Source organism: Mycobacterium sp. D16Q16, assembly GCF_002013745.1.
Lineage (GTDB): Bacteria > Actinomycetota > Actinomycetes > Mycobacteriales > Mycobacteriaceae > Mycobacterium.
Genome location: NZ_MAEY01000012.1, coordinates 181,977 through 204,040, shown reverse-complemented (window position 1 = coordinate 204,040; position 22,064 = coordinate 181,977). Strand labels below are relative to the sequence as shown.

Annotated in this window: 20 protein-coding genes; 13 read left to right on the top strand and 7 right to left on the bottom strand. The window is 63.9% G+C overall.

The window, feature by feature from the left end:
* Positions 1-12: 12 nt before the first annotated feature.
* Both B4394_RS13250 and B4394_RS13245 read right to left on the bottom strand, forming a co-directional pair.
* Positions 13-543: a helix-turn-helix domain-containing protein gene (locus tag B4394_RS13250; RefSeq protein ID WP_078315266.1), complete on the bottom strand. Its 531-nt coding sequence runs from the start codon at positions 541-543 to the stop codon at positions 13-15.
* Positions 540-3,323 carry an MMPL family transporter gene (locus tag B4394_RS13245; RefSeq protein WP_078315265.1) on the bottom strand — a complete coding sequence of 928 codons (2,784 nt, stop codon included), beginning with the start codon at positions 3,321-3,323 and terminating at the stop codon, positions 540-542. The genes B4394_RS13250 and B4394_RS13245 overlap by 4 nt, the downstream gene beginning before the upstream one ends.
* 353 nt (positions 3,324-3,676) lie before the next feature.
* Here B4394_RS13245 and B4394_RS13240 point away from each other — a divergent pair, with 353 nt between their 5' ends.
* Positions 3,677-4,423 (top strand): hemophore-related protein, encoded by a 747-nt coding sequence (locus B4394_RS13240; RefSeq protein WP_078315264.1) that lies wholly within the window; start codon positions 3,677-3,679, stop codon positions 4,421-4,423.
* A gap of 84 nt (positions 4,424-4,507) precedes the next feature.
* On the opposite strand, the gene B4394_RS25735 is transcribed toward B4394_RS13240, so the two are convergent.
* The 5 genes from B4394_RS25735 to B4394_RS13220 form a co-directional block, all read right to left on the bottom strand.
* Entirely contained in the window at positions 4,508-4,633 is a 126-nt protein-coding gene (locus B4394_RS25735) for a hypothetical protein (protein ID WP_286142055.1), read from the bottom strand.
* Between the two features lie 77 nt (positions 4,634-4,710).
* Positions 4,711-5,112, bottom strand: a complete 402-nt coding sequence (locus B4394_RS13235) for a DUF3054 domain-containing protein (protein WP_078307062.1) — start codon at positions 5,110-5,112, stop codon at positions 4,711-4,713.
* 30 nt (positions 5,113-5,142) lie between these two features.
* Positions 5,143-5,694 carry a YceI family protein gene (locus tag B4394_RS13230; RefSeq protein ID WP_078307064.1) on the bottom strand — a complete coding sequence of 184 codons (552 nt, stop codon included), beginning with the start codon at positions 5,692-5,694 and terminating at the stop codon, positions 5,143-5,145.
* Positions 5,695-5,749: 55 nt separating this feature from the next.
* Entirely contained in the window at positions 5,750-6,913 is a 1,164-nt protein-coding gene (locus B4394_RS13225; RefSeq protein ID WP_139360170.1) for a lysylphosphatidylglycerol synthase transmembrane domain-containing protein, read from the bottom strand.
* Positions 6,914-6,985: 72 nt separating this feature from the next.
* Positions 6,986-8,509, bottom strand: coding sequence for an adenylate/guanylate cyclase domain-containing protein (locus B4394_RS13220; RefSeq protein ID WP_078307068.1), 1,524 nt, complete (start codon positions 8,507-8,509; stop codon positions 6,986-6,988).
* Between the two features lie 142 nt (positions 8,510-8,651).
* Between B4394_RS13220 and B4394_RS13215 the strand changes: the two genes are divergently transcribed.
* The 12 genes from B4394_RS13215 to B4394_RS13160 all read left to right on the top strand — a co-directional run bounded on the left by B4394_RS13215 (position 8,652) and on the right by B4394_RS13160 (position 22,060).
* Positions 8,652-9,530 carry an alpha/beta fold hydrolase gene (locus tag B4394_RS13215; RefSeq protein WP_078307070.1) on the top strand — a complete coding sequence of 293 codons (879 nt, stop codon included), beginning with the start codon at positions 8,652-8,654 and terminating at the stop codon, positions 9,528-9,530.
* Between the two features lie 21 nt (positions 9,531-9,551).
* Positions 9,552-10,751, top strand: coding sequence for an AI-2E family transporter (locus B4394_RS13210; RefSeq protein ID WP_078307072.1), 1,200 nt, complete (start codon positions 9,552-9,554; stop codon positions 10,749-10,751).
* Between the two features lie 9 nt (positions 10,752-10,760).
* Positions 10,761-11,936 (top strand): MacS family sensor histidine kinase, encoded by a 1,176-nt coding sequence (gene macS / locus B4394_RS13205; RefSeq protein WP_078307074.1) that lies wholly within the window; start codon positions 10,761-10,763, stop codon positions 11,934-11,936.
* 41 nt (positions 11,937-11,977) lie between these two features.
* The gene (locus B4394_RS13200) at positions 11,978-12,610 is read left to right on the top strand and encodes a response regulator (protein ID WP_078307399.1); all 633 of its coding nucleotides are present in this window, start codon (positions 11,978-11,980) and stop codon (positions 12,608-12,610) included.
* Between the two features lie 506 nt (positions 12,611-13,116).
* Positions 13,117-13,974 carry an MlaE family ABC transporter permease gene (locus tag B4394_RS13195; protein WP_139360162.1) on the top strand — a complete coding sequence of 286 codons (858 nt, stop codon included), beginning with the start codon at positions 13,117-13,119 and terminating at the stop codon, positions 13,972-13,974.
* Between the two features lies 1 nt (position 13,975).
* Positions 13,976-14,833 carry an MlaE family ABC transporter permease gene (locus B4394_RS13190; protein ID WP_078307076.1) on the top strand — a complete coding sequence of 286 codons (858 nt, stop codon included), beginning with the start codon at positions 13,976-13,978 and terminating at the stop codon, positions 14,831-14,833.
* Positions 14,834-16,402, top strand: a complete 1,569-nt coding sequence (locus B4394_RS13185; RefSeq protein ID WP_078315263.1) for an MlaD family protein — start codon at positions 14,834-14,836, stop codon at positions 16,400-16,402.
* Positions 16,399-17,457: an MlaD family protein gene (locus B4394_RS13180; RefSeq protein ID WP_078315262.1), complete on the top strand. Its 1,059-nt coding sequence runs from the start codon at positions 16,399-16,401 to the stop codon at positions 17,455-17,457. Before B4394_RS13185 ends, B4394_RS13180 begins: the two co-directional genes overlap by 4 nt.
* Positions 17,450-18,496, top strand: coding sequence for an MlaD family protein (locus B4394_RS13175; RefSeq protein WP_078307083.1), 1,047 nt, complete (start codon positions 17,450-17,452; stop codon positions 18,494-18,496). Before B4394_RS13180 ends, B4394_RS13175 begins: the two co-directional genes overlap by 8 nt.
* Positions 18,493-19,620, top strand: coding sequence for an MlaD family protein (locus B4394_RS13170; RefSeq protein WP_078307087.1), 1,128 nt, complete (start codon positions 18,493-18,495; stop codon positions 19,618-19,620). The genes B4394_RS13175 and B4394_RS13170 overlap by 4 nt, the downstream gene beginning before the upstream one ends.
* A complete protein-coding gene (locus B4394_RS13165; RefSeq protein ID WP_078315261.1) occupies positions 19,620-20,813 on the top strand; it encodes an MlaD family protein in 1,194 nt (397 codons plus the stop codon). Before B4394_RS13170 ends, B4394_RS13165 begins: the two co-directional genes overlap by 1 nt.
* Positions 20,810-22,060 (top strand): MlaD family protein, encoded by a 1,251-nt coding sequence (locus B4394_RS13160; protein WP_078315260.1) that lies wholly within the window; start codon positions 20,810-20,812, stop codon positions 22,058-22,060. The genes B4394_RS13165 and B4394_RS13160 overlap by 4 nt, the downstream gene beginning before the upstream one ends.
* The last annotated feature ends 4 nt before the right edge of the window (positions 22,061-22,064 follow it).

Below are 22,064 nucleotides of genomic sequence, written 5' to 3'. Positions count from 1 at the left end.
CCGGCGCACGTGTCATCCGCGGGGGCGGGTGCGCCCGAACCGTCGGGCTACCCTGCGCATCCGAACCAGCATCGCGACCGATGGGCTGGTCGTGCCCGTCAGGTATGAGGAGAGCTCGCTACTTGAAACACCTATGCGGGAAGCAAACTCGGCTTCACGCAGACCTGAGGCCTCGAACAGCAGGTTGATCTCGTTGGCCGCTTCTCGCTGTTCGGCTTCGGCAAGGTTGTCGCGGGCTCGGGCGAGGACTTCCTGCAGCACGGTCGAAATGCCGTAAAGCTCGTCGGAGCCCACCACCTCTTCCACCTGGCGTGCGGTGCGTCCGAATGGATCGCGTTTGAGCGCGTAGACGATTGCCTGCCAATCGGACAGGTCGCCACTTTGCAGGGCATCGAGGATCTCGGACGTGGTCCAGTGGGTTACCGGCTTGTCACTGCGCCCCGGCTGGACGGTCTCCGCGGAACTGGAGTTGGTGTCACCGGAACCCGAAGGCTCGTCGGGCACTTCGGGTGAGACGGCTGGAGCGTCGCTCGTGACCGTCACCTCGCATCCTCCAACATCGCCACCGCCACGGACAGGCACTGCCTGCGCACCGTGGGGCTTTCCATCGCTCCGTCGCCGGGTTTCGGGTCAGCGAGCCTGCGTACCAGCTGGCTGGAAACCCACCTCTGATTGGACTGTACACAGTAATGCTGATCGAGCCCCGCGAGGACCTTCGCCGCCGTCTGCGGATCCATCTGCGAAGCGAGCCGGGCGAACTCGGTGTAATCACGTTCGGCATTGCGGCGCATCAACAACAGTCCTTGCATGCGTAGTGCTTCGGCGTCGGTGGGTACAGCACACTTCTGTCCCGTCGGCAGTTTTACCTGCGTGGTTTCGACCGGTGTCAGCCGAGACAGGGGGCCGGGCATTCCGACTGCATCGGTGTCCGTTCCATTTTTGCCGGCCTGCAGGGCTTCCAGGGCCACAGTCAAGTTGTCACGCCAGCGGTCCGCGAGCACCGACTGCGTGTCGGGTGCGGTGACGGTACCGCCGTCGGCGAGGCGCTTGAGTCGGGCCGCCGAGACCGCGATGGCGTGATAGTCGATACGCGGTTCCTCGAGCCCGGATCCTTGAAGTCGCAGCGCACTCTCGGTATGCGGACCCGGAAGCTCGTCGACACATGGGGTTTCGAAGTCCACGGTCGGAAGCACCCGATCCAGCCAGCCGGGCAGCCACCAGTTGCGCTGGTCGAACATCGCCATCAGCGCCGGTACCAGTACCAAGCGCACCACCGTGGCGTCGACCGCGATCGCCACCGCACACGCGACGCCCAGCTGCGCGACCAACGGCATTCCGGCGAACGCGAATCCGATGAACACCGCGATCATGATCAGCGCCGCGCTGGTGATGGTGCGCGCGCTCGTGCGCACACCGAAGGAGACCGCGTCGGCGCAATCGCCAGTGCGTAGATACCGCTCGCGCACGCGTGCCAGCAGGAAGATCTCGTAATCCATGGTGAGACCGAAGGTCAGTGCGAGAGCCAGCGGCGGGATGCTGCTGTCGATGTTGGCCTTATGGAAGCCCAGGAATTCCAGCCATCCCCATTGGAAGACGATCACCAGACTGCCGTAGGCGGCGGCGACGGAGAGCACCGTCATCACCACACCCTTGAGTGCCAGCACCGGCGAGCGCAGCGTGGCCAGCAGCATCACGAATGCGAGTACACAGACAAACGCGAACACGCCTAACAGGGAGTGTTCGACCCGGTTGTCGTAGTCGAACAGCAAGGCCGTCGGGCCGCCGACGTTGATATCGGCCCCCGAATCCTTGAGCGCTTCGGGCACATTCGCGCGTAGCCAGCTAACGGTCTCGCGCGCGGCAGTCGCTTCGGGGTCCACCGAAAGCACGGCCGAGATCAGCGCGTCATGTCCGCCGGTGGAGAAGATGGGATCCGAGACCCGCGCGATATTCGGGGCCTGCGCGATCGTTTCTTTGGCGGTCTCGAGGGCCCGTGCGTGCTGGGGATCCTGCGCATTGCCGTTTTCGCCGTCGAAGGTGAGCAATATTTGTACCGGTCCGAGCGCACCCGGACCCATGGCGACGGCGGCGGCGTCGATGCCCCGACGGATCTCATGGGACGAATCGAATTGGCGCAGCATGCTATTGGATACCTGCATCTGCAGGCTCGGCGCAGCGAGTGCGAGCAGGAATATCGAGGCGCCCAGCGCGGAGAGCCATGGCCGGCGCATAACTTCCTGGGTCCACTTGCGCCAGAACGGAATTGAATGCTTACGCAGCGGTGAGACGCGTAAAAGCCGGGACTGGTTGGCCGCAGCCTTGCCGAAGATGGCGAGCAGCGCGGGCATCAGTGTGGTGGACGTGAGGACGGCGATGGCGACGACGATGATGGCGCCGGAGGCCATCGACGCCAGCGCGGGGGTGCCGATGAGGTAGATACCGGCGAGGGCGGCGATCACCGTCAGACCGGAGAACGTGACGGTGAGGCCCGAGGTGGCCATGGCCCCGGCGATGGCCTCTTGTTTGTTCTTCCCGGAGTTCAGCTCCTCGCGGTACCTCATGAGGATGAAAAGGGAATAGTCCACCGCGACGGCGAGGCCGATCATGGTGACCGTCGGCAGGGCGAACACCGAAATAGTGGTGATGTTGGACAGCGCGAGCACGATCGCGACGCTCAGCGCCACCGTGCACAGGCCCAAGAGCAAGGGCAGGGAGGCCGCGGCGAGGGAGCCGAACGCTGCGATCAGCACAATGAGGATGACCGGGATGTTCCACTTCTCGGCCTGTTTGATGTCCCCGGCGATCTGTTCGGTCATCGCGGCACCCAGCGCACCTTGGCCGATGACGTACAGAGACACTCGGCCGCCGGCGATGTGCCCGGGCTCACCCCCGTGCACACCTATCTTCTTGCGGAGGTCCTTGGCGATGTCGGTCGCACCGGTGTTGTCGAACCCGATGCGCAGGGTGACGACGAACGGGCGGTCCGGTTGCGGGGTCAGCTGCGCGGGAATGGGCTCGACGGAAACCTGAGGGATCTGGGCTGCCACCTGCTTGAGGTAATCGACGGCGGCCGTCATATCGGCGACGGTCGCATCGGGACGTGGCGCGGCGACCAGTGCCAGTGGAGACGCTCCGTGCTCACGGAATCCGGTCTCCATCGCGTCGTGCACCGTGAGCGACTGCGACCCGGCGACCTCGAAACCACCGCCGGTGAGTCTTTCGCCCCGGCCTGCCACCAGGCCCACCGCCGCGACAATGAGAATCAGCCAGACAGCGACCGTCAACCATCGATACCTGCGAAGGTAGTCGCTGGTGCGCATCATGACTGACTGCACGATGGTTCCTGTCGTTCGGTGTGACGCACGCAGTCTCCTGTGGCGTGGTCGTGATGCTACAGCAACGCGACCAACCGTGCCCCCTGTCTGCATATATCCCGGCAACCTGCAATGACACGGTTACTAACAGCCTGCCTTGGCGAAAAACGAGTGGTGGCTGGACGTGCCTTTCGCGCTCCCTGGCAACGTTGTGTTGGACGAAAAATAGGATCGTGAAATTCAGAATCTGGCCGACGATAAAGACTCGGTAACCTTCTGGTGACTACGCGCGTCCGTGTTTCGAAATGGCGCCGAATTTCGATACGTTGGCTGTAATCCCCCAAACAAGTAGGAGGAATGTCATGTCAGCCACAACCTCGCGGCGCACGGCCTACGGCTTGCTGAGCGCAGGTGTTCTCGCTGGCGGGCTCGCGATGAGCGCCTTGGCACCGATTGCCGCGGCCGAACCAGTCCCCCCGACTCCCGCCCCGGCCCCAGCGGCTCCCGCCGCGCCGGCACCCGCCCCAAACGCCGCCGCACCCGTTGCGGCGACGGTGACTCCGGCCACACCCACACCGGACGGATGCCAGGCCAGCAAGATGACCAAGACCGTCGGCAACGTGGTGCAGAACGCGGCGGGTTACCTGGAGCAGCATCCGGACGTCGATGCGGCCTTCACCGAGATCAAGGCGGCCCCGCAGGACCAGATCGCCGCCAAGACGCAGAGTTACCTGGTGTCGCGGCCCGACGTGGCCGGTTCACTCGGTGGCATCGCCGCACCGTTGAATGACCTGCGCACCAAGTGCGGTCTGCCGCTGGACCTGGCCCAGGTGGTCAACGGTGGCGGACTGAACCCCGCCGCGATGGGGGTAAACCCCGCGCTGCTGACCGCGCTCTCGCAGAACCCGGCCGCCCAGCAGGTGGCACAGAACCCGGCTGCGCAGGCTCTCGTGCAGAACCCGGCCGTGCAGTCCGCCATCCAGAACCAGGTACCGGCTGCCACCTTCCCGCAGGGACCCGGGCCCGCGCCCGGACCGGCGCCCGCGGTCACCGCTCCGGCTCCGGCTGGCCCGGTGGGTACGGGCCCCGCGCCCGGTCCGCGCGTCTAAGGACATATACACAACTCGAGTGCGAGTCTGGCGCGGATCTTCCAGGAGATTTCCGCGCGAGGCTCGCACTCGGCGTTTGAGGGGCTAGCGGGTCAGGGCTTCTGAGCCTGCCGCCGGGGCGATATCGTCATGACGGTTGAGGTACCGCACAGAAAGCAGTACTGCGGCATAACCGGCGAGGGGTACCAGCACGGCGGCGAGACCTTCCATGCAGCCAGCTTGCGCGGGCCCTGGGCGTTTACCCAAGCGCGTTGACGAGATCCTGACGGCAGCCCGCTGTTTCTTGACTAGCTATCGGTCGTATTGATCAGCCGCTTCGCGATGACCCGCCACCCCAGCAGGAACAAGGCGGTCACCACCGACGCGACGATGACGAAGCTGAACGCCACACCTTGATTACTCAACCTGCGCAGGATCATCCCGAACGCGACGGTGCAGACCCACACCACGACCCCGGTCCGGGTCACCGATGTCGGGCGCGACCATCCCCGGCTCAGCAGCCAGCCGACACCGGCCCCGGACAGAAACGGCCATGCCGTCTCCCACACGCCGACCAGCGTGATGCCCTCGGCATGGCTGCGGCGGCCGATGGTGCAGAAGACCACGACGCCGATGACATCCAGTACGAGTGAAAGCAGTACGGATGTCACCGGCGTCTGGGGTGACGAATTCTGTTGCACGCTCGGCATTCCCCGACCGTAGCCGGTGCCGCGCGGGCATCAGTTGGAGGGTGCCTCCGGGTGACCGGCCTCGATGTTGAAGGTCAGCGTGACCTTGTCGCCGACCAGTCCGGCTCCGCCGGTGACGCCGAAGTCGTTGCGGTTGACCTCGGTCTTGGCCTCGAAGCCCGCGACGCTGCCGCCCTGCGCACCGGGACCGACACCCTCTAGCGAGAGGTTCAGCGAGACCGGCTCGGTGACACCGTGCAGCGTCAGCTCGCCGTCGACGATGTAGTCGTTTCCGCCCGCCTCTGGATTGGCACGGACGGAGGTGGACCGGTAGGTGGCGGTGGGGTGGTTCTCGGTGTCGAAGAAGTCGGCCGACCGCAGGTGACCGTCGCGCTGGTCGTTGCGGGTGCTGACCGAGGTCACGTCGATGGTGGCCGATACCGAGGGTGTGCCGTCTTCGGCGACGGTGATTTCACCGTTGAAGTCGGTAAACGAGCCGCGAACCTTCGAGACACCCAGATGGCGTACGGAGAAGGTGATATCCGAGTGAACCGGGTCGATGGTCCAGGTTCCGGCGGCGAGAACGGGGGCGGTGGTGGTCATGAATGCTCCTCAAAGTTGGGGTGAGACATTCATGCCAACCGGACTATGGTCCGCTTTATTTCGGGGGATCGGAAGAATTTTTTGGCGGACCGTCAGACCGGGCGTTGGCCCCGGGTTCGGGCTCCTTGGCGGGGTTCGGGGTGGCGTCGGGGTCGATCTGGCTCTCGTTGCGGAAGAGGAAGAAGAAGATGACCCAGCCGATCGCCGAGATGAAGATCCAGCTCACGACGCGGTAGATGAGCATCGCGGAGATCGCGTCGGGCAGCGTCATCCCCGAGGACACCAGGCCGGGAACCAGAAGGGCCTCGACCACGAGCAGTCCACCCGGCATGAGCGGAAGCGAGCCGGCGGCACGGGCCGCGGCGTAAGCGACCATGACGCCGACCAGTGAGGGCCGACTGCCCACGGCGTAGGCCGCGAAGGCCAGGCAGGCCACATCGGCGATCCAGTTGAACAGGGACCAGCCGAAGGCCTCGCCGAGGGCGCGGCGAGTCAGCGTCACCGCCTCCATCTGTTTGAGGATCTCGCGCCAGCGCGCGACTCCCATCATCGGCGGCTTGCCGCGGAGGTCATTGACCCAGCGCAGGACCCGTACGCCGATGCCGTCGAGCATCTCCGGCCGGGATGCCACCGCCTGCGCCAGGACCAGGATGGCCAACAATCCGCCGATGCTGAAGATCAGCGAGAACGGGTTGGTCTTGGCGCCCAAGAGGAATGCTCCGCCGAGGCCCAAAATCGCCAACCCCACCGCCTGCAGTACGCCGGACATCACCAACTGCCAGGACGCGACTACCGGGGTGGCACCCCATAGCCGCTGCTGGCGATAGATGAAGGTGGCCGAAAGCACGGGGCCGCCGGGCAGAGTGGTGCTCAGCGCGTTCCCGGCGTAGTAGGCGGCCTCGGAGCGCCACTGGCGTATCTTCACGCCCGCTGAACGCAGCAGTGTCCGCTGGATCTGGGCGAAGCTGTGCAGGGAGGCCATGGCGGCCAGCACTGCCGCCAGCACCCACCAGGGGTTAGCGGCCTTCAGGCTCTGCCAGGCGGATGCCAGCTGGTCGGAGACGAATCCGATCTCCACCGCGAGCACGATCGCGAGCACGACGAGAATCGCCCACCGCAACCACCAGTACTTTCCCCGCTGCTTGATGACGGGTTGTGGCGCTGTGTCCGCCTCGGGGTCATCGGGGCAGGAGCCCGGGCCGCTGCACTCGGGCGGCATATCGCCGCCGGAGGTACGGTCAGGGTCATCGGGCACGGGCACCACAGTAACGGCGCGGACAGGCCACTTCTTTCAGGTTCCCGCAGGCCACGCCAGGTGTGTCGCCCTGGTGCGGCCCCGGAGCAGCACAGAGTCGCCGTGATCCCAGTGTTTTTGTTCATCGGGATCGGCGAAATACAGCGCGTTGGTGGACGCGAGCAGCCGACTGGGACGGTGTTTTGCCAGTTCGGTAAGTCGCGACGCCTCGTTCACCGGGTCGCCGATCACCGAATACTCGTAGCGTTCGGGTGCACCGACGTTCCCGGCGACGGCAAGCCCGGCCGATACCCCGATCGCGAATTCGAACGGATGCGGGAAATCCTCCGTGAGCCGGTCACGTAACTCGCGTGCGGCGGCCAGGCATGCCGTGGTGGCATCCGGGCGATGCAGCGGAGCGCCGAAGACGGACAGCGCCTCGTCTCCGACGAATTTGTTGACGAAGCCTCCGCGGCTGTCAACGACCTCCACCACGATGCGGAAGAAGTCGTTGAGAATCGTCAGCACTTCCTCGGGGGCGCGATCGGCGGCCATCGAGGTTGACCCGATCATGTCGACGAAGAACACTGCGACATAACGATTTTCGCCGCCTAGGTTGGTGCCCAGTTGCAGCGCCTGACTGGCCACGTCGGCGCCCACGTGTTTACCGAACAGCTCGCGCAGCTGCCGGCGTTCCTCGCCCACCTGCATCATCCGGTTGAACCCGGCCTGTAGAACACCCAGCTCGCTGCCGTCGTAGACATCGACACGCGCATCGAAGTTGCCCTGCGCGACATCGGTGATGGCGGAGCGCAGCTGGCGTACCGGGTCGGCCAGCTGTCCGGCGGTCAGCAGCGCGAGGCCATAGCTGGCGACCAGGGTGGTCGAGACAATGAGAAGGACGGTGAGCGCAAGGCCGCGAGTCGAGGTCAAATCATCGGGCTTCCAGAGGGCCATGCCGCATAGAGCGATGATCCCGATCGCCGGCGCCAGGGTGCCGATCCACCAGCTGAGCCGGACTCGCACGAACACCGAGGGTGCGAAGCGGCCGTGAAACTCGCTGGCGCTCAAAGCCTTTGCTGCGATTGGTCGCAGGATGCGTTCGCCGAGCAGATAAGTCAGGCCAAAGCTGCCCGTCGCGGATTGCAGACAGCCGATGATGGTGGCCAGGGTCCATTTGGAGTCGTGGGCGGCGCCGATGGCGATGAAGACGGCCGCACCGATGGCCCACCCGCCGAGATGGACCAGCGATTGCTGCAGGGGCGCGGTCAATGCGGTGCGCAGCTCCAGGGCCGTCGGTGGCCCGCCCCGGCAATACCAGCGGGCGAGGCGATGCTCCATGTGCAGGGCCCAGCCGACGCTCGTCACCACCATGAGGCCGAACAGCGCCCAGAACAAGGGCGGGCCGTTCTCGAAGACCCAGTCGTGGGGTGGCTGTTTGAAGGGCATCCAGTGGCGCAGGAAGTAGAACAACAGCAGCAGAGTCGCGGAGTTGATGCCGACCATCGAGGCCACGAACACGGTCCACCGGGGGCCCAGCACATGCATGGCCCGAAACCATTCGCGCAGCCGTTCCATCACCTAGGTATTCCGATCGGTCTACTTCACTTGTACGCTTCTTTGTCCGCTATGACGAAGCATGCCAGTTCATGCAGGTATTACGGATGCGTATGTGGCGGCTGCGGTCGTGCCACGGAACCTACTGCGCGGTAGGGTTCGGTCCATGACCCAGCGCAGCATGCCGGTCCTCGAAGGAGTGGACCACCAGTACGTACAGGCAGGGGACGTGAAGATTCACGTCGCCGTTGCCGGACCGCAGGATGGACGCCCCGTGGTGCTCTTGCACGGCTGGCCCGAGAACTGGTGGATGTGGCACAAGGTCATTCCCGCCCTGGCTGCTGCCGGATACCGGGTGCACGCCATGGATCTGCGCGGGGCGGGCTGGAGCGAGGTCACTGCGACGGGCTATGAGAAGGAGCAGTTTGCCTCCGATGTACTGGCCGCGGCCGACGCGCTGGGGCTCGAGTCCTTCGACCTGGTCGGACACGACTGGGGCGGCTGGACCGCGCAGCTGGTGGCCCTGAAGGCGCCCTCGCGGATCCGGCGGCTGGCCATCCTCAACATCCCGCCGGTATGGCAGGAGCCGGGCCGCGTTGCCCGGCACGCCCACAAGCTGGCCTATCAGCTGGTGGTGGGAGCCCCGGTAGTCGGGCCCCTCTCACACCTGTCGCCGACCCTGTGGTGGTTCATCCGCCGCAGTGGAATGCCCAAGGACTCGGTGGACTTCTTCCGTGGCTGTTTCCGTGATCGCGATCGCCGGGTGGCGGGATCCAAGATCTACCGATCCATGGTCGGCAAGGAATTCGCCAAACTCGCGCGTGGCCCCTATGACGAGCAGAAACTCGCCATGCCGGTGCGGGTGCTGTTCGGGCTCGACGATGTGGCGGTGCATCCGTCGCTGCTCGATGGCTTCACCGACCACGCCGACGACTTGAACATCACGGAGGTGCCTAACTGCGGTCACTTCATCGTCGACGAGCAGCCAGAGCTTGTCGTGAAGTGGCTGACCGAGGTGCTGGCCGAGCCCGCGCCGAAGGGATAGTTGCTGGGTTAGGCTCGCCGCATGACGCATGCTGACGCTGCCGAATCGGTTCATCCGTATGTGCGCAAGGGGGCGGCGTGGGCTTGGCGCCTGCTGGTGCTGCTTGCCTTCGGGCTTACCTTTCTGTGGTTGTTCTGGCACCTCAAGACGATCACCATCCCGCTGTTGCTCGCCTTGATGGGCTCTGCCCTGTTGGTTCCAACAGTCAATTACCTGCAGCGGCATAAGGTTCCGCGCTCGCTGGCGGTCGTCGTGGTTCTGCTGACCGGTACCGCCGCGGTCGGCGGGATCCTGACCTTCGTGGTGGACCAGTTCATCAAGGGCCTGCCAGACCTGTCGGCGCAGCTGACCAACAGCATTGAGTCGCTCAAAAACTGGGCGATTCACAGCCGGTTCCACATCAGCGAGGAGCAGATCAGCAAGGCGGGGGACGCGCTGGTCAATACCATCAAGGACAACCAGGGCCGGGTCACCAGCGGGGCGCTGGCCACGGCCACCACGGTCACCGAGATCATCACCGGCGCCGTGCTGACGTTGTTCACCATCATCTTCTTCCTCTACGGCGGAAAGGAGATCTGGGAGTTCGTTACCCGGATCTTCCCGACGGCGGTGCGGCCACGTGTGCGCCGCGCCGGTGCGCTGGGCTTCGGTTCGCTGATCGGCTACGTGCGTGCCACCGTGGCGGTGGCACTGGTCGACGCCATCGGCATCGGGGTGGGCCTCGCGGCTTTCAGTGTGCCGCTGGCGCTTCCCCTGGCCTCGCTGGTGTTCCTGGGAGCGTTTATCCCGATCATCGGTGCGGCGATCTCCGGATTTGTGGCGGTTTTCATCGCCCTGATTACCAAGGGCGCCTTCACCGCCGCCATGATCCTGGTCATCGTCATTGTGGTGATGCAGGTGGAAGGCCATGTGCTGCAACCGCTCATCATGGGCCATGCGGTGCAGATCCACGCGTTGGCCGTGGTGCTGTCCATCGCCGCCGGCGGCGTGCTGGGTGGAATCATCGGCGCACTGTTGGCGGTGCCGACGGTCGCGGTGCTCAATACCGCCATCCGTGCCCTCATCGAGCCCGAGGATTCCGACGATCCGTATCTGGTTGAGGGAGAAGAGGAAGCCGAGATCTTCGACCCGGAGATGGTGCCGGCCAATGGCCCCCCGGCGGTCGGTGCCGGTCCGGGCAACGGAGTACCGGAATTGGGCCCGGCCCCACCCAAGGACTGATGAATTCACATGGCATCCGGAAACGGAACCGTCCCGCGCTGGGTGAGCGGTAACGATCCGACGGCATCGTTGTGGCGTGCCGCGCAGGTGTTCCGCTTGGCGAGTTTTGGGTATGCGCTGTTGGCCTCACAGCTGGCGTCCTACACCCACTACGAGCGACAAACGCTGAGCTGGGCGCTGTATGCCGGCATGGCGATATGGACCGGGTTTGCAGCGGTCGCTCTGTCGCGCAACTGGTTCCGCCGCTGGCAGATAGTGCTCTGCGATCAGGTGATCGTGATCGCGCTGATGCTCGCCGGGCGACTGGTCGTTGATGTGCAGTGGTACAGCGGGCATCAGACCCTGCCGACCACGCTGTGGGTGGCCAACGCCGTGGTCTCCATGGGTCTGTTGCGCGGACAGCTCGCCGGTGTCATATCCGGTTTCGTCCTCGCCGCGATCAGCATCGCGGCGCGCGGGTTACCCGTCAGCGCGCTATGGCTCGACGCCACGATGCCGGCGTTGGTGGTGGTGGGGCTCGCGATTGGGGCCGCATCAACCACCGCGAAGCGCACCTTCCATGAACTGCGGCGGGCGGAACGTGCGGCCGCGGCGGCGATCGAACGTGAACGGCTCGCGCGTCAAGTGCACGACGGGGTGCTTCAGGTGTTGTCGTATGTGAAGCGGCGGGGCACCGAGATCGGTGGTCCGACCGCAGAGCTGGCCGCCATCGCCGGTGAACAGGAAGTGGCGCTCCGGGAGCTGATTTCGGGTGCGACCCCGACGATGCTCGCCGATGACGAATTGGTTGATCTGCGCCCGCTCCTGCGCACTCAGGCCAGTACCACGGTCTCGGTGTCCGCGCCGGGCTCGCCGGTGCTCATCGGCCAGCACATGGCCAGCGAGCTGGCTGCTGTGGTACGCAGCGCACTGTCCAACGTGGCACTGCACGCCGGGCAGGAGGCGCACGCGTACGTGCTCATCGAAGATCTGGAGGACTCGGTGGTCGTGACCGTCCGCGATGACGGCAGTGGCATCGCGGACGGCAGGCTGGATCAGGCAGAGCGTGAGGGGCGGATGGGGGTGTCCCGGTCGATTCTGGGCCGGGTGGCTGATCTCGGCGGGGCCGTCCTGCTGGAGACGGCGCCGGGCGCGGGCACTGAATGGGAGATCACGGTGCCCAAGTCTCAGGAGGTGGGGGTATGACCGATTATCCGGAAAGCACTGACGACGAACAGATTTCGGTGATGGTGGTCGATGACCATCCCATGTGGCGCGATGGGGTTTCCCGTGACCTACAGGCGGCGGGACTGCGGGTGGTCGCCACTGCCGACGGGGTCGCCTCGTCCGGCCGGATCGCCGCGACGGTGAAACCCGATGTAGTGCTGATGGATATGCAGCTGACCGACGGCGACGGTGCACAGGCCACCGCTGCGGTGCTGGCGGTGTCCCCGGGTAGCCATATCTTGGTGTTGTCGGCCTCCGCCGAACGCGAGGATGTACTGGAAGCGGTGAAAGCCGGCGCCACGGGTTACCTGGTCAAGAGTGCGTCCGCCACCGAGCTCATCGACGCGGTGAAGGCGACAGCCAAGGGCCAGGCTGTGTTCACGCCCGGTCTGGCAGGTCTGGTGCTCGGGGAGTTTCGGCGTATGTCGAGTGCGCCGACGACGGAGACCGACGACACGCCGCGGCTCTCCGAACGGGAAACCGAGGTACTGCGGCTGGTGGCAAAGGGATTGAGCGCCAAGCAGATCGCCACACGGCTGTCGCTGAGCCATCGCACTGTCGAGAATCATGTGCAGTCCACGCTGCGCAAGCTCCAGCTGGGCAACCGAGTGGAGCTGACGCGGTACGCCATCGAACACGGATTGGACGAATAGGGGGCTCCGGCTTTCTGTCCCCTCATCGGAAGCGCCGGTGACGCACCCTTCCAGCAAATATTGATAGATCGACGATGACGGTCGGCGCAGCTCCCGGAACCGCGTTTGTGACTCACAACGCGATGGCCCACGCTGCGCACCTCTAGCGACCAGCCACGGGTGATCTGCTCATCGACCGAGTCTGTGAGCGGGCGCTCAGATTGTCATGCCATGCGAAAAATGCTTTTCGACAATGTAATTCGAACGGCTATGCGCAGGCTTTCGGAACACGCTCGGCTAACCGGGACGCCCGAATTGTGACCCACAGCACAGTATACCGATCGGTGTGATTTAGGATATGACCAACTGTTAAATTAACGCTTCATCATCTAGCGTCAACGCACATTGGCGCCGCAGCCCTTGGCGCCCAGCGAATACCGGGTCAACGAGGAGTCTGGAATGCGTGGTGCGACGATTCGTGCGTCTGGTCCCACTGGACGAGGGGTGGCGCCGCGCCAGTGTCGGCCGTGAGTGCACCGGAAGCCGGAGTGGCCACTGGAGACGGCGTCGCGGCAATCGAGGATTGGGCTACCGGGTACGTCAGGCGTCACCCGCTGGAATCCTTGAGCACTGTCGGTGAGCAGTTCATGGTGGGCGTGCGCACCATTCAGTGGTTCTTCATCGACCTGTTCAGCGGGCAGTTCCAGTGGCAGGAGTTTGTTCGGCAGGGTGCCTTCCAAGCCGCGACGGCCGTAACTCCGGTCATCCTGGTGACCCTGCCGATTGGTGTCACGCTGTCGATCCAGTTCGCGCTGCTTGCAGGTCAAGTGGGTGCGACTTCCTTGGCGGGTGCCGCTAGCGGCATCGCGATCATCCGGCAGGCCGCCTCCTTGGTGGCCGCGGTGCTGATGGCCTCGGCCGTGGGTTCGGCCATTACCGCCGACTTGGGCTCGCGCACCATGCGTGAGGAGACCGACGCCATGGAGGTCATGGGTGTCTCGGTGATCCGGCGTCTGGTGGTGCCCCGGTTCGCGGCCGCCATCATGATCGCCGTCGCGCTCACGGGAATCGTCTGCTTCGTCGGGTTTCTGGGCGCCTACCTGTTCAATGTCTATTGGCAGAACGGTGCACCGGGCAGCTTCGTGTCGACGTTCGCTTCCTTCGCCACACCTGGCGACATGATCCTGGCCGTACTCAAGGCGATCATCTACGGCGCCATCGTGGCGGTGGTGGCCTGCCAGAAGGGTCTGTCCACCAAGGGCGGCCCGATCGGTGTTGCCAACTCCGTCAACGCGGCGGTCGTGGAATCGATCTTGCTGTTGATGATCGTGAATGTCGCCATCAGCCAGCTGTACATCATGCTCTTTCCGCGGACGGGGTTATGACATGACGGTATCCAGCTACTTATCGCCACGGCTCCGTCCGTTTGTCCTTATTTACAATAAGATTCGCCTGCCTATGGCCCGATTCGGTCATACGGTCGCGTTCTTCTTCAGGGCTGTGGCCGGAGTTCCGGTGGTGCTACGGCAGTATCGCAAGGAATTCTTGCGGCACCTGTCCGATATTGCCTGGGGCAATGGCTCATTGGTAGTGGGCGGTGGCACGGCCGGAGTGGCGCTGGTTCTCGGGATCACTGCCGGCGCACTGGTGGCCATCGAGTCGTACAACTTCCTGGACTTGCTGGGACTGGGGCCGGCCACCGGCATCATTAGCTCGCTGGCCAGCACGCGAGAGTTGGCACCGATCATGGCGTCGTTGGCGTTCGCGATGCAAGCGGGTTGCCGGTTCACCGCACAGCTCGGCTCGATGCGGATCGCGGAGGAGATCGACGCGATGGATTCGGTTGCCATTAGGCCGATTCCGTTCCTGGTGACCACGCGCCTCATGGCATCGATCATCGCGGTGATCCCGCTGTATGTCGCGTGTCTGGCGGTCAGCTACCTGTCCTGCCAGGTGATGGTGCAGATTCTCAGCGGGAGCTCGGTGGGCTCGTACCTGCACTACTTCGGTATCGGCGTCAGCGGTATCGACGTCGTGTACTCCGTCATCAAGACGGTCGTCTTCGTCTGGTTGGCCTCAACCATCCAGTGTTACTACGGCTTCTATGCAAGCGGCGGTCCTGAGGGTGTAGGGATCGCTGCCGGGCACGCGATGCGTGCGGCCATCACGATCGTGATCGTCGTCAACATGCTGCTCACCATGGCGCTGTGGAGTGTCGACGCCGGCGCGAGGTTGGGTGGCTAGATGCCGAACTCCTTCGAAGTAGACGGCCGGGGGCCATCCGATAGGCAGCTGCTCACCATGGCCGGTGTGATGCTCGCCGCAATCGTGATACTCACCGCGGCCATGCTGCTCAAGTCCGCAGGCCGCCTTGACGACTACATGCGCGTGGTCGCCGACCTGACAAATGTCGGAGACGGGTTACCGCAGAAGTCGGACGTTAAGTACCACGGCGTACTGGTCGGCGAGGTCGATGATGTCACCCCGGCCACCGGTAACAAGCCGAACTTCGTACATATCAACCTTAAACCGCAGTACGCCAGGGCAATCCCGGCGACCGCGACAGCCCGTGTGGTGCCGGGCAATGTGTTCGCGGTGTCTTCGGTGCAGCTTGTTGACCGCGGGCCCGGTGCGCCCATCCGCGCCGGCGCCCATATCGCCGAAGACCAAGAGTTGCCCACGGTGTTGTTTCAGACCACCGTGAGCAAGTTGCGTGATGTCCTCAATGCCACTGGTCGTGGTCGCGAGGACAATTCCGTGGGAATCCTCGCGGCGGTGGCCGCGGCTACCGACAGCCGCCGCGTCAAACTGCTGGCCGGGGGCGCTCAACTCAACCGGCTCATTGCTCAATTGAACGAGGTCGTGGCCACGGACCCAGGCCCCTCGACGATCTCGGCGCTTCTCAATGCCACCGAGGGTCTCAAGCAGACGGCGCCCGATTTGTTGGACTCGCTACATCAGGCAGTGCGGCCGATGCAGACTCTCGCCGAAAATCGTGAGCAGCTTACGAGTCTGGTCCACGCGGGGCTGACCACGGTGGGAACCACCAAGCAAGCCTTCGATAACCACACCGACCAGCTGATCGGCATCACCACCGGCCTTACCCCTCCGATCGGCGTCTTCGCCACGAATGCCGACAAGTTTGTCCCGATCTTCCGGAATATGAACAAGCTGTCCCGCAACTGGTTTGAGCAGATGTGGGTCGCGGAACGAGACATTCCACATATGCCGATCTCGGTGACGCTGGCTCCGAGCTATACCTACACGCGGGTGGACTGCCCGCGGTACGGCGAGCTGAAGGGGCCGAGCTGTTTCACCGCTCCAGAACAGGTGGTGCGCCCGGATCTGCCCGAGACGCTTCTTCCGCAGAATTACAAGGTGCCGCCGGATCTGCAGCCGCCGCGCGGAACAGTGGTGGGCCCCAACGGAAATCTGGTGGCGGTGGGTCCGCCGTACGTGGTGCCGCCGGGCGGTCCGAACCTGACGGACCCGAACCCGCCGCTGCCGTCCTGGCATCCCCTTCCGGAGCCGCGCGTTCCGGGCACCCTGGATCCCGATGACCTGGAGCCGCCTCCGCCACCCCAGGCGCCACCGATTCCGCCCGCGCCGGTAGCTCCCGGTGCACACGACAGTGGAGGCGTGCCCATCGTGCCCGCGTCGTTCGGTGGGAATGTCGGTCCTGTTGGTAGCCAGTATGAACGGGATCAGCTCGGCGTGATTACCGGAGGTCTGCAAACTCCCGCCACACAACTGCTGCTCGGCCCCCTGGCCCGCGGGACCGCGGTGTCGTTCGTGAAGGAAGGACCCCAATGAAATTTCGTGGTCCGCTGATCGGGCTTGTGGTCTTCATGACCGTGGCGCTGACACTCAGCTGGTTGGTGTACGCCACGCTGCGACGCGACGTATCAGGCAGCACCACAGCGTATTCGGCGGTATTCACCGATGTGTACGGACTGCGCGACGGTGATGACGTGCGCATGGCAGGGGTTCGGGTGGGCCGTGTGCAGAAGATCGAGCTGGTCAACAACGACCAGGCCAAGGTCGACTTCGTGGTCCAGAACGACCAGAAGTTGTACGGGAACACGGTTGCCTCGGTGACCTACCAGAACATCGTGGGACAGCGTTATCTCGGTCTGGCGCTGGGCAAATCGGGCGACACCAATGTGCTGCCGGGCGGGTCGACTATCCCGGTGGAGCGGACGGACCCATCCTTTGATGTGACCACGCTGCTCAACGGCTACGAGCCGCTGTTCAGCACGCTGTCGCCCGAGCAGGCCGATAACCTGACCAAGGGTGTCATTCAGTCACTGCAGGGCGATAACGCCTCGATTGTCACACTGATCAGTCAAACATCAACTCTGACAAAGACATTTGCAGGCCGTGACCAGGCGTTGGGTAATGCCATCACTAGCCTGAACACCGTCACCGGCAACCTCGCGCAGCAGAACGACAGCCTCGACAAGATGCTCACCCAGACACGGCAGACGGTGTCGGATCTGGATCGCAAGCGGCCGGAGTTGGTGTCCTCGGTGGGCTCGATGGCGCAGTCCATGAGGCGCCTGTCAAAGATCACCGATGAGGTCTACCCCTCGCTCGACGAGCTCATCACCCGTCAGCCGGGTTTCGGTAAGCACGTGGTGAGTATTGAGCCGCAGTACGCGTTCTTGGGGGCCAACCTGCCGATCACTCTGAAAGGGTTGTCTCGCTTCTATTCCGAGGGAGCGTTTATCAACGTCTACATGTGCGATCTGAACCTCACCGGCTTCTTCCCTGGTCTCAACGACGTGATACCGATCATCGTCAACGCCGCCACGCCTGGAAACGTCGCCCAGCACACCCCACGATGCCGGAGCATGGCCAATGGCTGAGCAATCCAGATGGCAGAGGATCAAGAGTCGGCCGGTCGAGACTTACAACAAGACCTGGCTAGGGTTCATCGCTATCACGGCAATCGGTGCGCTGGTAGGTGGCTTGCTGCTGGTCAAGGCCATGGGCTTGGGCTATACCACCTACACGGCGGAATTCGCCCAGGCTGCCTCGTTGCGTGCGGGTCAGCCGATCACGGTGGCGGGTATACCCGTCGGGAACATCACGGGTATGAAGCTGGTCGGAGACCATGTCGAGGCCGGGCTCAGTGTCCGAGACGACATCACATTGGGCAAGGACACCAAAGCCTCGATCCGGGTCACCACCATCCTGGGTTCCCGATACCTGGATCTGCAGCCCAAGGGCACAGGAGCCTTGCCCGGCAAGACAATTGACCTAGCTCATACGGAAGTCCCCTACGATCTGCAGGCCGCGCTGGCTGGGGCGACGAACACCTTTGACCAAGTCGATTTCGACAAGGTTGCCCAGTCACTTGGCATCCTCGGCAAGCAGCTGCAGGGCCTGCCGAATGTGGTGCCAGAGGCCATGGAGAACATCCAGTCGCTGTCCTCGGTGATCGCCGAGCGGCGCGATCAGTTGGGGACTCTGCTCAGGAGCACCGAAAAGGTGACCAACACCCTGCGCCGCCAGCAGTCCGGTGTCGGCGCGCTGATCAACCAGGGGCAAGACTTGCTTGGTGAACTCGTGGCCCGCCGCGCCACCTTCCACGCGATGCTGCAGTCGTTTACCAACCTTGTCGAGCAGCTCAGCAAGATCCTGATCAAGGACCGCCCGCAGCTCGACGACATGCTCAAGACGGCGCATGGGCTTTCCGACATGCTGGGTAAGCACGACGATCTGCTGCGCAGCCTCTACCCGATAGCGCCGGTCTTGATCCGCGGTATCGCCAACTCGACGGGCACCGGCAACGCCATCGACATCAACCTATCGAATGGCCTGCTGGTGGATTCGTGGATGTGTGCGATCAGCGGGCGCGCGAAGCAATTCGGAATGATCCCGTATTTCAAGGACTGCAAATGACGACAATGGGTTCCGGGCGGAAACGGCTGATCGCGGTGGGAGGCACAGTAGTTGTGTTGGCCGCGGCCGTCATCGGCGCGGGCACGTATTTCGTGAAGTCGCAACTGGACCACATCACGCTGACCGCGCAGTTCGACAATGCCTCGGGGCTGTATGAGTCCAATGTTGTTGCTGTGCTCGGCATGCCGGTGGGAAAGATTACGAAGATCACGCCGCAATCGGGTTACGTCGAGGTGCAGTTCACGGTCGACAAAGAGGTGACCGTGCCTGCCGATGTCCAGGCGGTCACGCTGTCCACCTCGATCCTGACCGACCGTCAAGTTGAGCTGTCTCCGCCCTATCGCGGCGGGCCGGCTCTCAAGGATGGCGACACTATCGGATTGGACCACACCAAAACCCCGGTGGAGTTCGACAGGGTGCTGGGAATGCTGGACCGGCTTTCGTTGTCCCTCAAGGGAGATGGCAAAGGCCAGGGACCGGTGGCCGACATCGTCAACTCGGCTGCCGGGATCGCTGATGGCAACGGTGAGAAGATCAAGGCCGGGCTCGGGGAGTTATCCAAGGCGCTGCGCTTGAGTTCCGAAGGTGGGGTGGCCACGCGCGAGCAGGTGACCACCATCATCAAGAACGTCAGCTCGCTGTTCGACGCTGCGGCAGCCAACGACGGCAAGTTACGTGAATTCGCTTCTACTGTGCGCCAACTGAGCCAAATCCTCGATGATGAGGCGCTGGGAACCGGATCCACTGGGCACAAGTTCAACGATCTGGTCAAGCAAGCTGGAGACATTGTCGAGGCCAACCGCGACAGCCTCAAAGAAACCATCCTCAACTCCAATACCGCGCTCAAGGCGGTGGTGGACAACCAGCGTGAGATCTCCGAATGGATCGACGTCCAACCGTTGGCATGGGACAACATGTACAACGTCGTGGACCAGGACAACAAGCGGTTACGTATCCGATTCATGACCGACCGGCTGCTATTCGAAAGCCAGATGGACAAGGAAATCTGCAACATGATGGGCCTGCGTCAATTAGGCTGCGGCACAGGAACTCTGCAGGACTACGGCCCCGATTTCGGTTTGACCTACATTCTGGACGGACTCGCGGCGATGGGGCAGAAGTGATGGCGGCGCGCAAGGTACTGGCGGCCTCGGCGGTCGCGGCCGTCGCTGTGCTGAGCGGGTGTTCCACCAATGGTTTGGGTGACCTGCCGCTGCCCGCGCCGGGTATCGGCAGTGGTGGATACCGTCTCACGGCTCTGTTCGCCAACGTCCTCAACCTGCCGGACAGTGCGAAGGTAAAACTTGCCGGCGCCGACGTGGGGCAGGTCGACGAGATGCACGTGAATAACTACACGGCGATCACCACGCTGCGCATCCTGGATGGTGTCCGGCTGCCCAAGGGCAGCACCGCCGAATTGCGTTCCGCCACACCACTCGGTGATGTTTTTGTTTCGATCCGTCCACCCGCAGGGGCTATTTCGGATGGTCCGCTCCTGAAAGACGGTGACACCATCGGTCTGGATTCGACGACCGCCGCCGCCACGGTGGAATCGGTGCTCAGCTCGGCCGCGCTGGCCTCCAACGGGGGGGCGGTGCGCAACCTGACCAACATCGTCAATGGTTTCGGAAAGGCAACCGGCGATCAGGGCCAGGCATTCGGCGATCTCATCAACGACTCCAACCAGCTACTGGGAAAGCTGAATTCACGCTCGGCAGAGATTTCTGAGGCTCTCACCCAGACCTCGCAACTGGCCGACCGGATCGACGCCAAGAACCGGGTTATTACCGATATCGTGACGGCGGCGGGGCCGGCGACCGAGACGCTGGCTGCCAACACCGCGCAGCTGTCCGAGCTCCTCGTCATGGCGGGTGACACCACCAAACAGCTGCAGAAGTTCCCGTCGATTGCCGGTACAGACACCAGTGGCCGCAGCGTCATCAAGGACGCCAATACCGTCGCGAAGGCATGGAACGACGTGGCGCTGGATCCCGATACCAGCCTCGCCGCCTTCAACAGGATCATGCCCACCGCAATCAAAGCGACTGCCGGAAACTCGCTTTCGCTCACCGCGGGACTTGATCAGTTGGTTCTTGGCACGATGCCGGATGCGGGTTCTCACGCCGACATAGGGACACACGGTCCCAAGCGGTACAGCTGGGCGCAGCTGGTGGGGTCCGTCAAGTACACACTGTGGCGCCTGCAGGAACGCGTCGTCGGCAAGGGTGCGTACGGGCAAGACGTTCCGGTGCGCCCCAGCCCTACCGAACCGGGTGTCATCGAGACCGTTCCGCCTGCTCCGGGGGCCGGGCGATGATCAACGCACTCGCAAATGCTCTGGTCGGCGCTGTGCGTGCGGGCCATCGCCAGAAAGCGGTGTTATCGGGGGTAGCCCTGGCGCTGACCATGGTCGTGGCGGTGGTCTATCTGTTCGTAGGCGCGTTGCGGGTCAACCCGTTCGCATCCACGTATCGGGTGATGGTGCAGCTACCGGAGTCGGGTGGGTTGTTGCCGAATCAGGATGTGGCGCTGCGCGGCGTAAAGATCGGGACGGTGCGGTCGCTCGAGATCACCCAACAGGGTGTGAATGCGACTGCGGAGATCCAATCCAAGTACAGGATCCCGACCGCGGCGAACGTCCGCGTGACGGGTTTGTCGCCGGCCGGCGAGCAGTACCTCAACTTCGAGGGTGGGCCCGGTCAGCAGGGCCCGTTCCTGCAGGACGGGAGCGTGATCTCCGAGGGCGCTACGGTGCCCGTGACGCTGGCCACCCTCCTGGCGGACGCCGACGGTCTGCTGGCGCAGGTGGATCCCAAAAAGCTTGAGCTCATCAAGAAGGAACTGAGCCTGAGCAAGGAAGGGCCGCGCAAGCTCACCGAGATCATCGACGGCGGCACCTTCTTGCTCAGTACCCTGGACTCGGTGCTGCCGGAGACCACCAGCCTCCTCAAGACCAGCCGGGTGGTGCTGACGCTGGCGGCCGACAAGAACGCCGGCATCAAAGCCACCGCCGATGCTCTGGGCCGCACCCTGCGCGGCGTGGACAAGATGCAAAACGGCTACCGCACCCTGGTCGGCCAAACCCCCAAAACTCTGGGCGCCGTGGACGGACTCTTCGCCGACAATTCCGACACCATGGTCGCCCTCCTGGCCAACCTGGCGTCGACAGCGCAGATGTTGTACGTGCGCACCCCGGCCATCAACGCGTTCTTCCCCAATTACCGGGGTTCGGTGTTCGGTGGGATCGCCGACACCATGCGCGACGGCGGCGTGTGGGCCACGGCCGACCTGTACCCGCGGTACGCCTGTGACTACGGGACTCCCCGAGTGCCGCCTTCGTCGGCCGATTTCCCGGAACCGCCTATCTATACGTACTGCACCGACGACGATCCGGCCGTTCTGATCCGCGGCGCCAAGAACGCTCCCCGCCCCGCGGGCGACGACACCGCAGGCCCGCCCTCGGGTGCCGACCTCGGGAAGACGACGGACCCCACTCCCAAGGGAAGATTCACCATCCCGACACCCCAAGGCGGGCCGACGCTACCCATCGAGCCCCCGCGCTGATCCG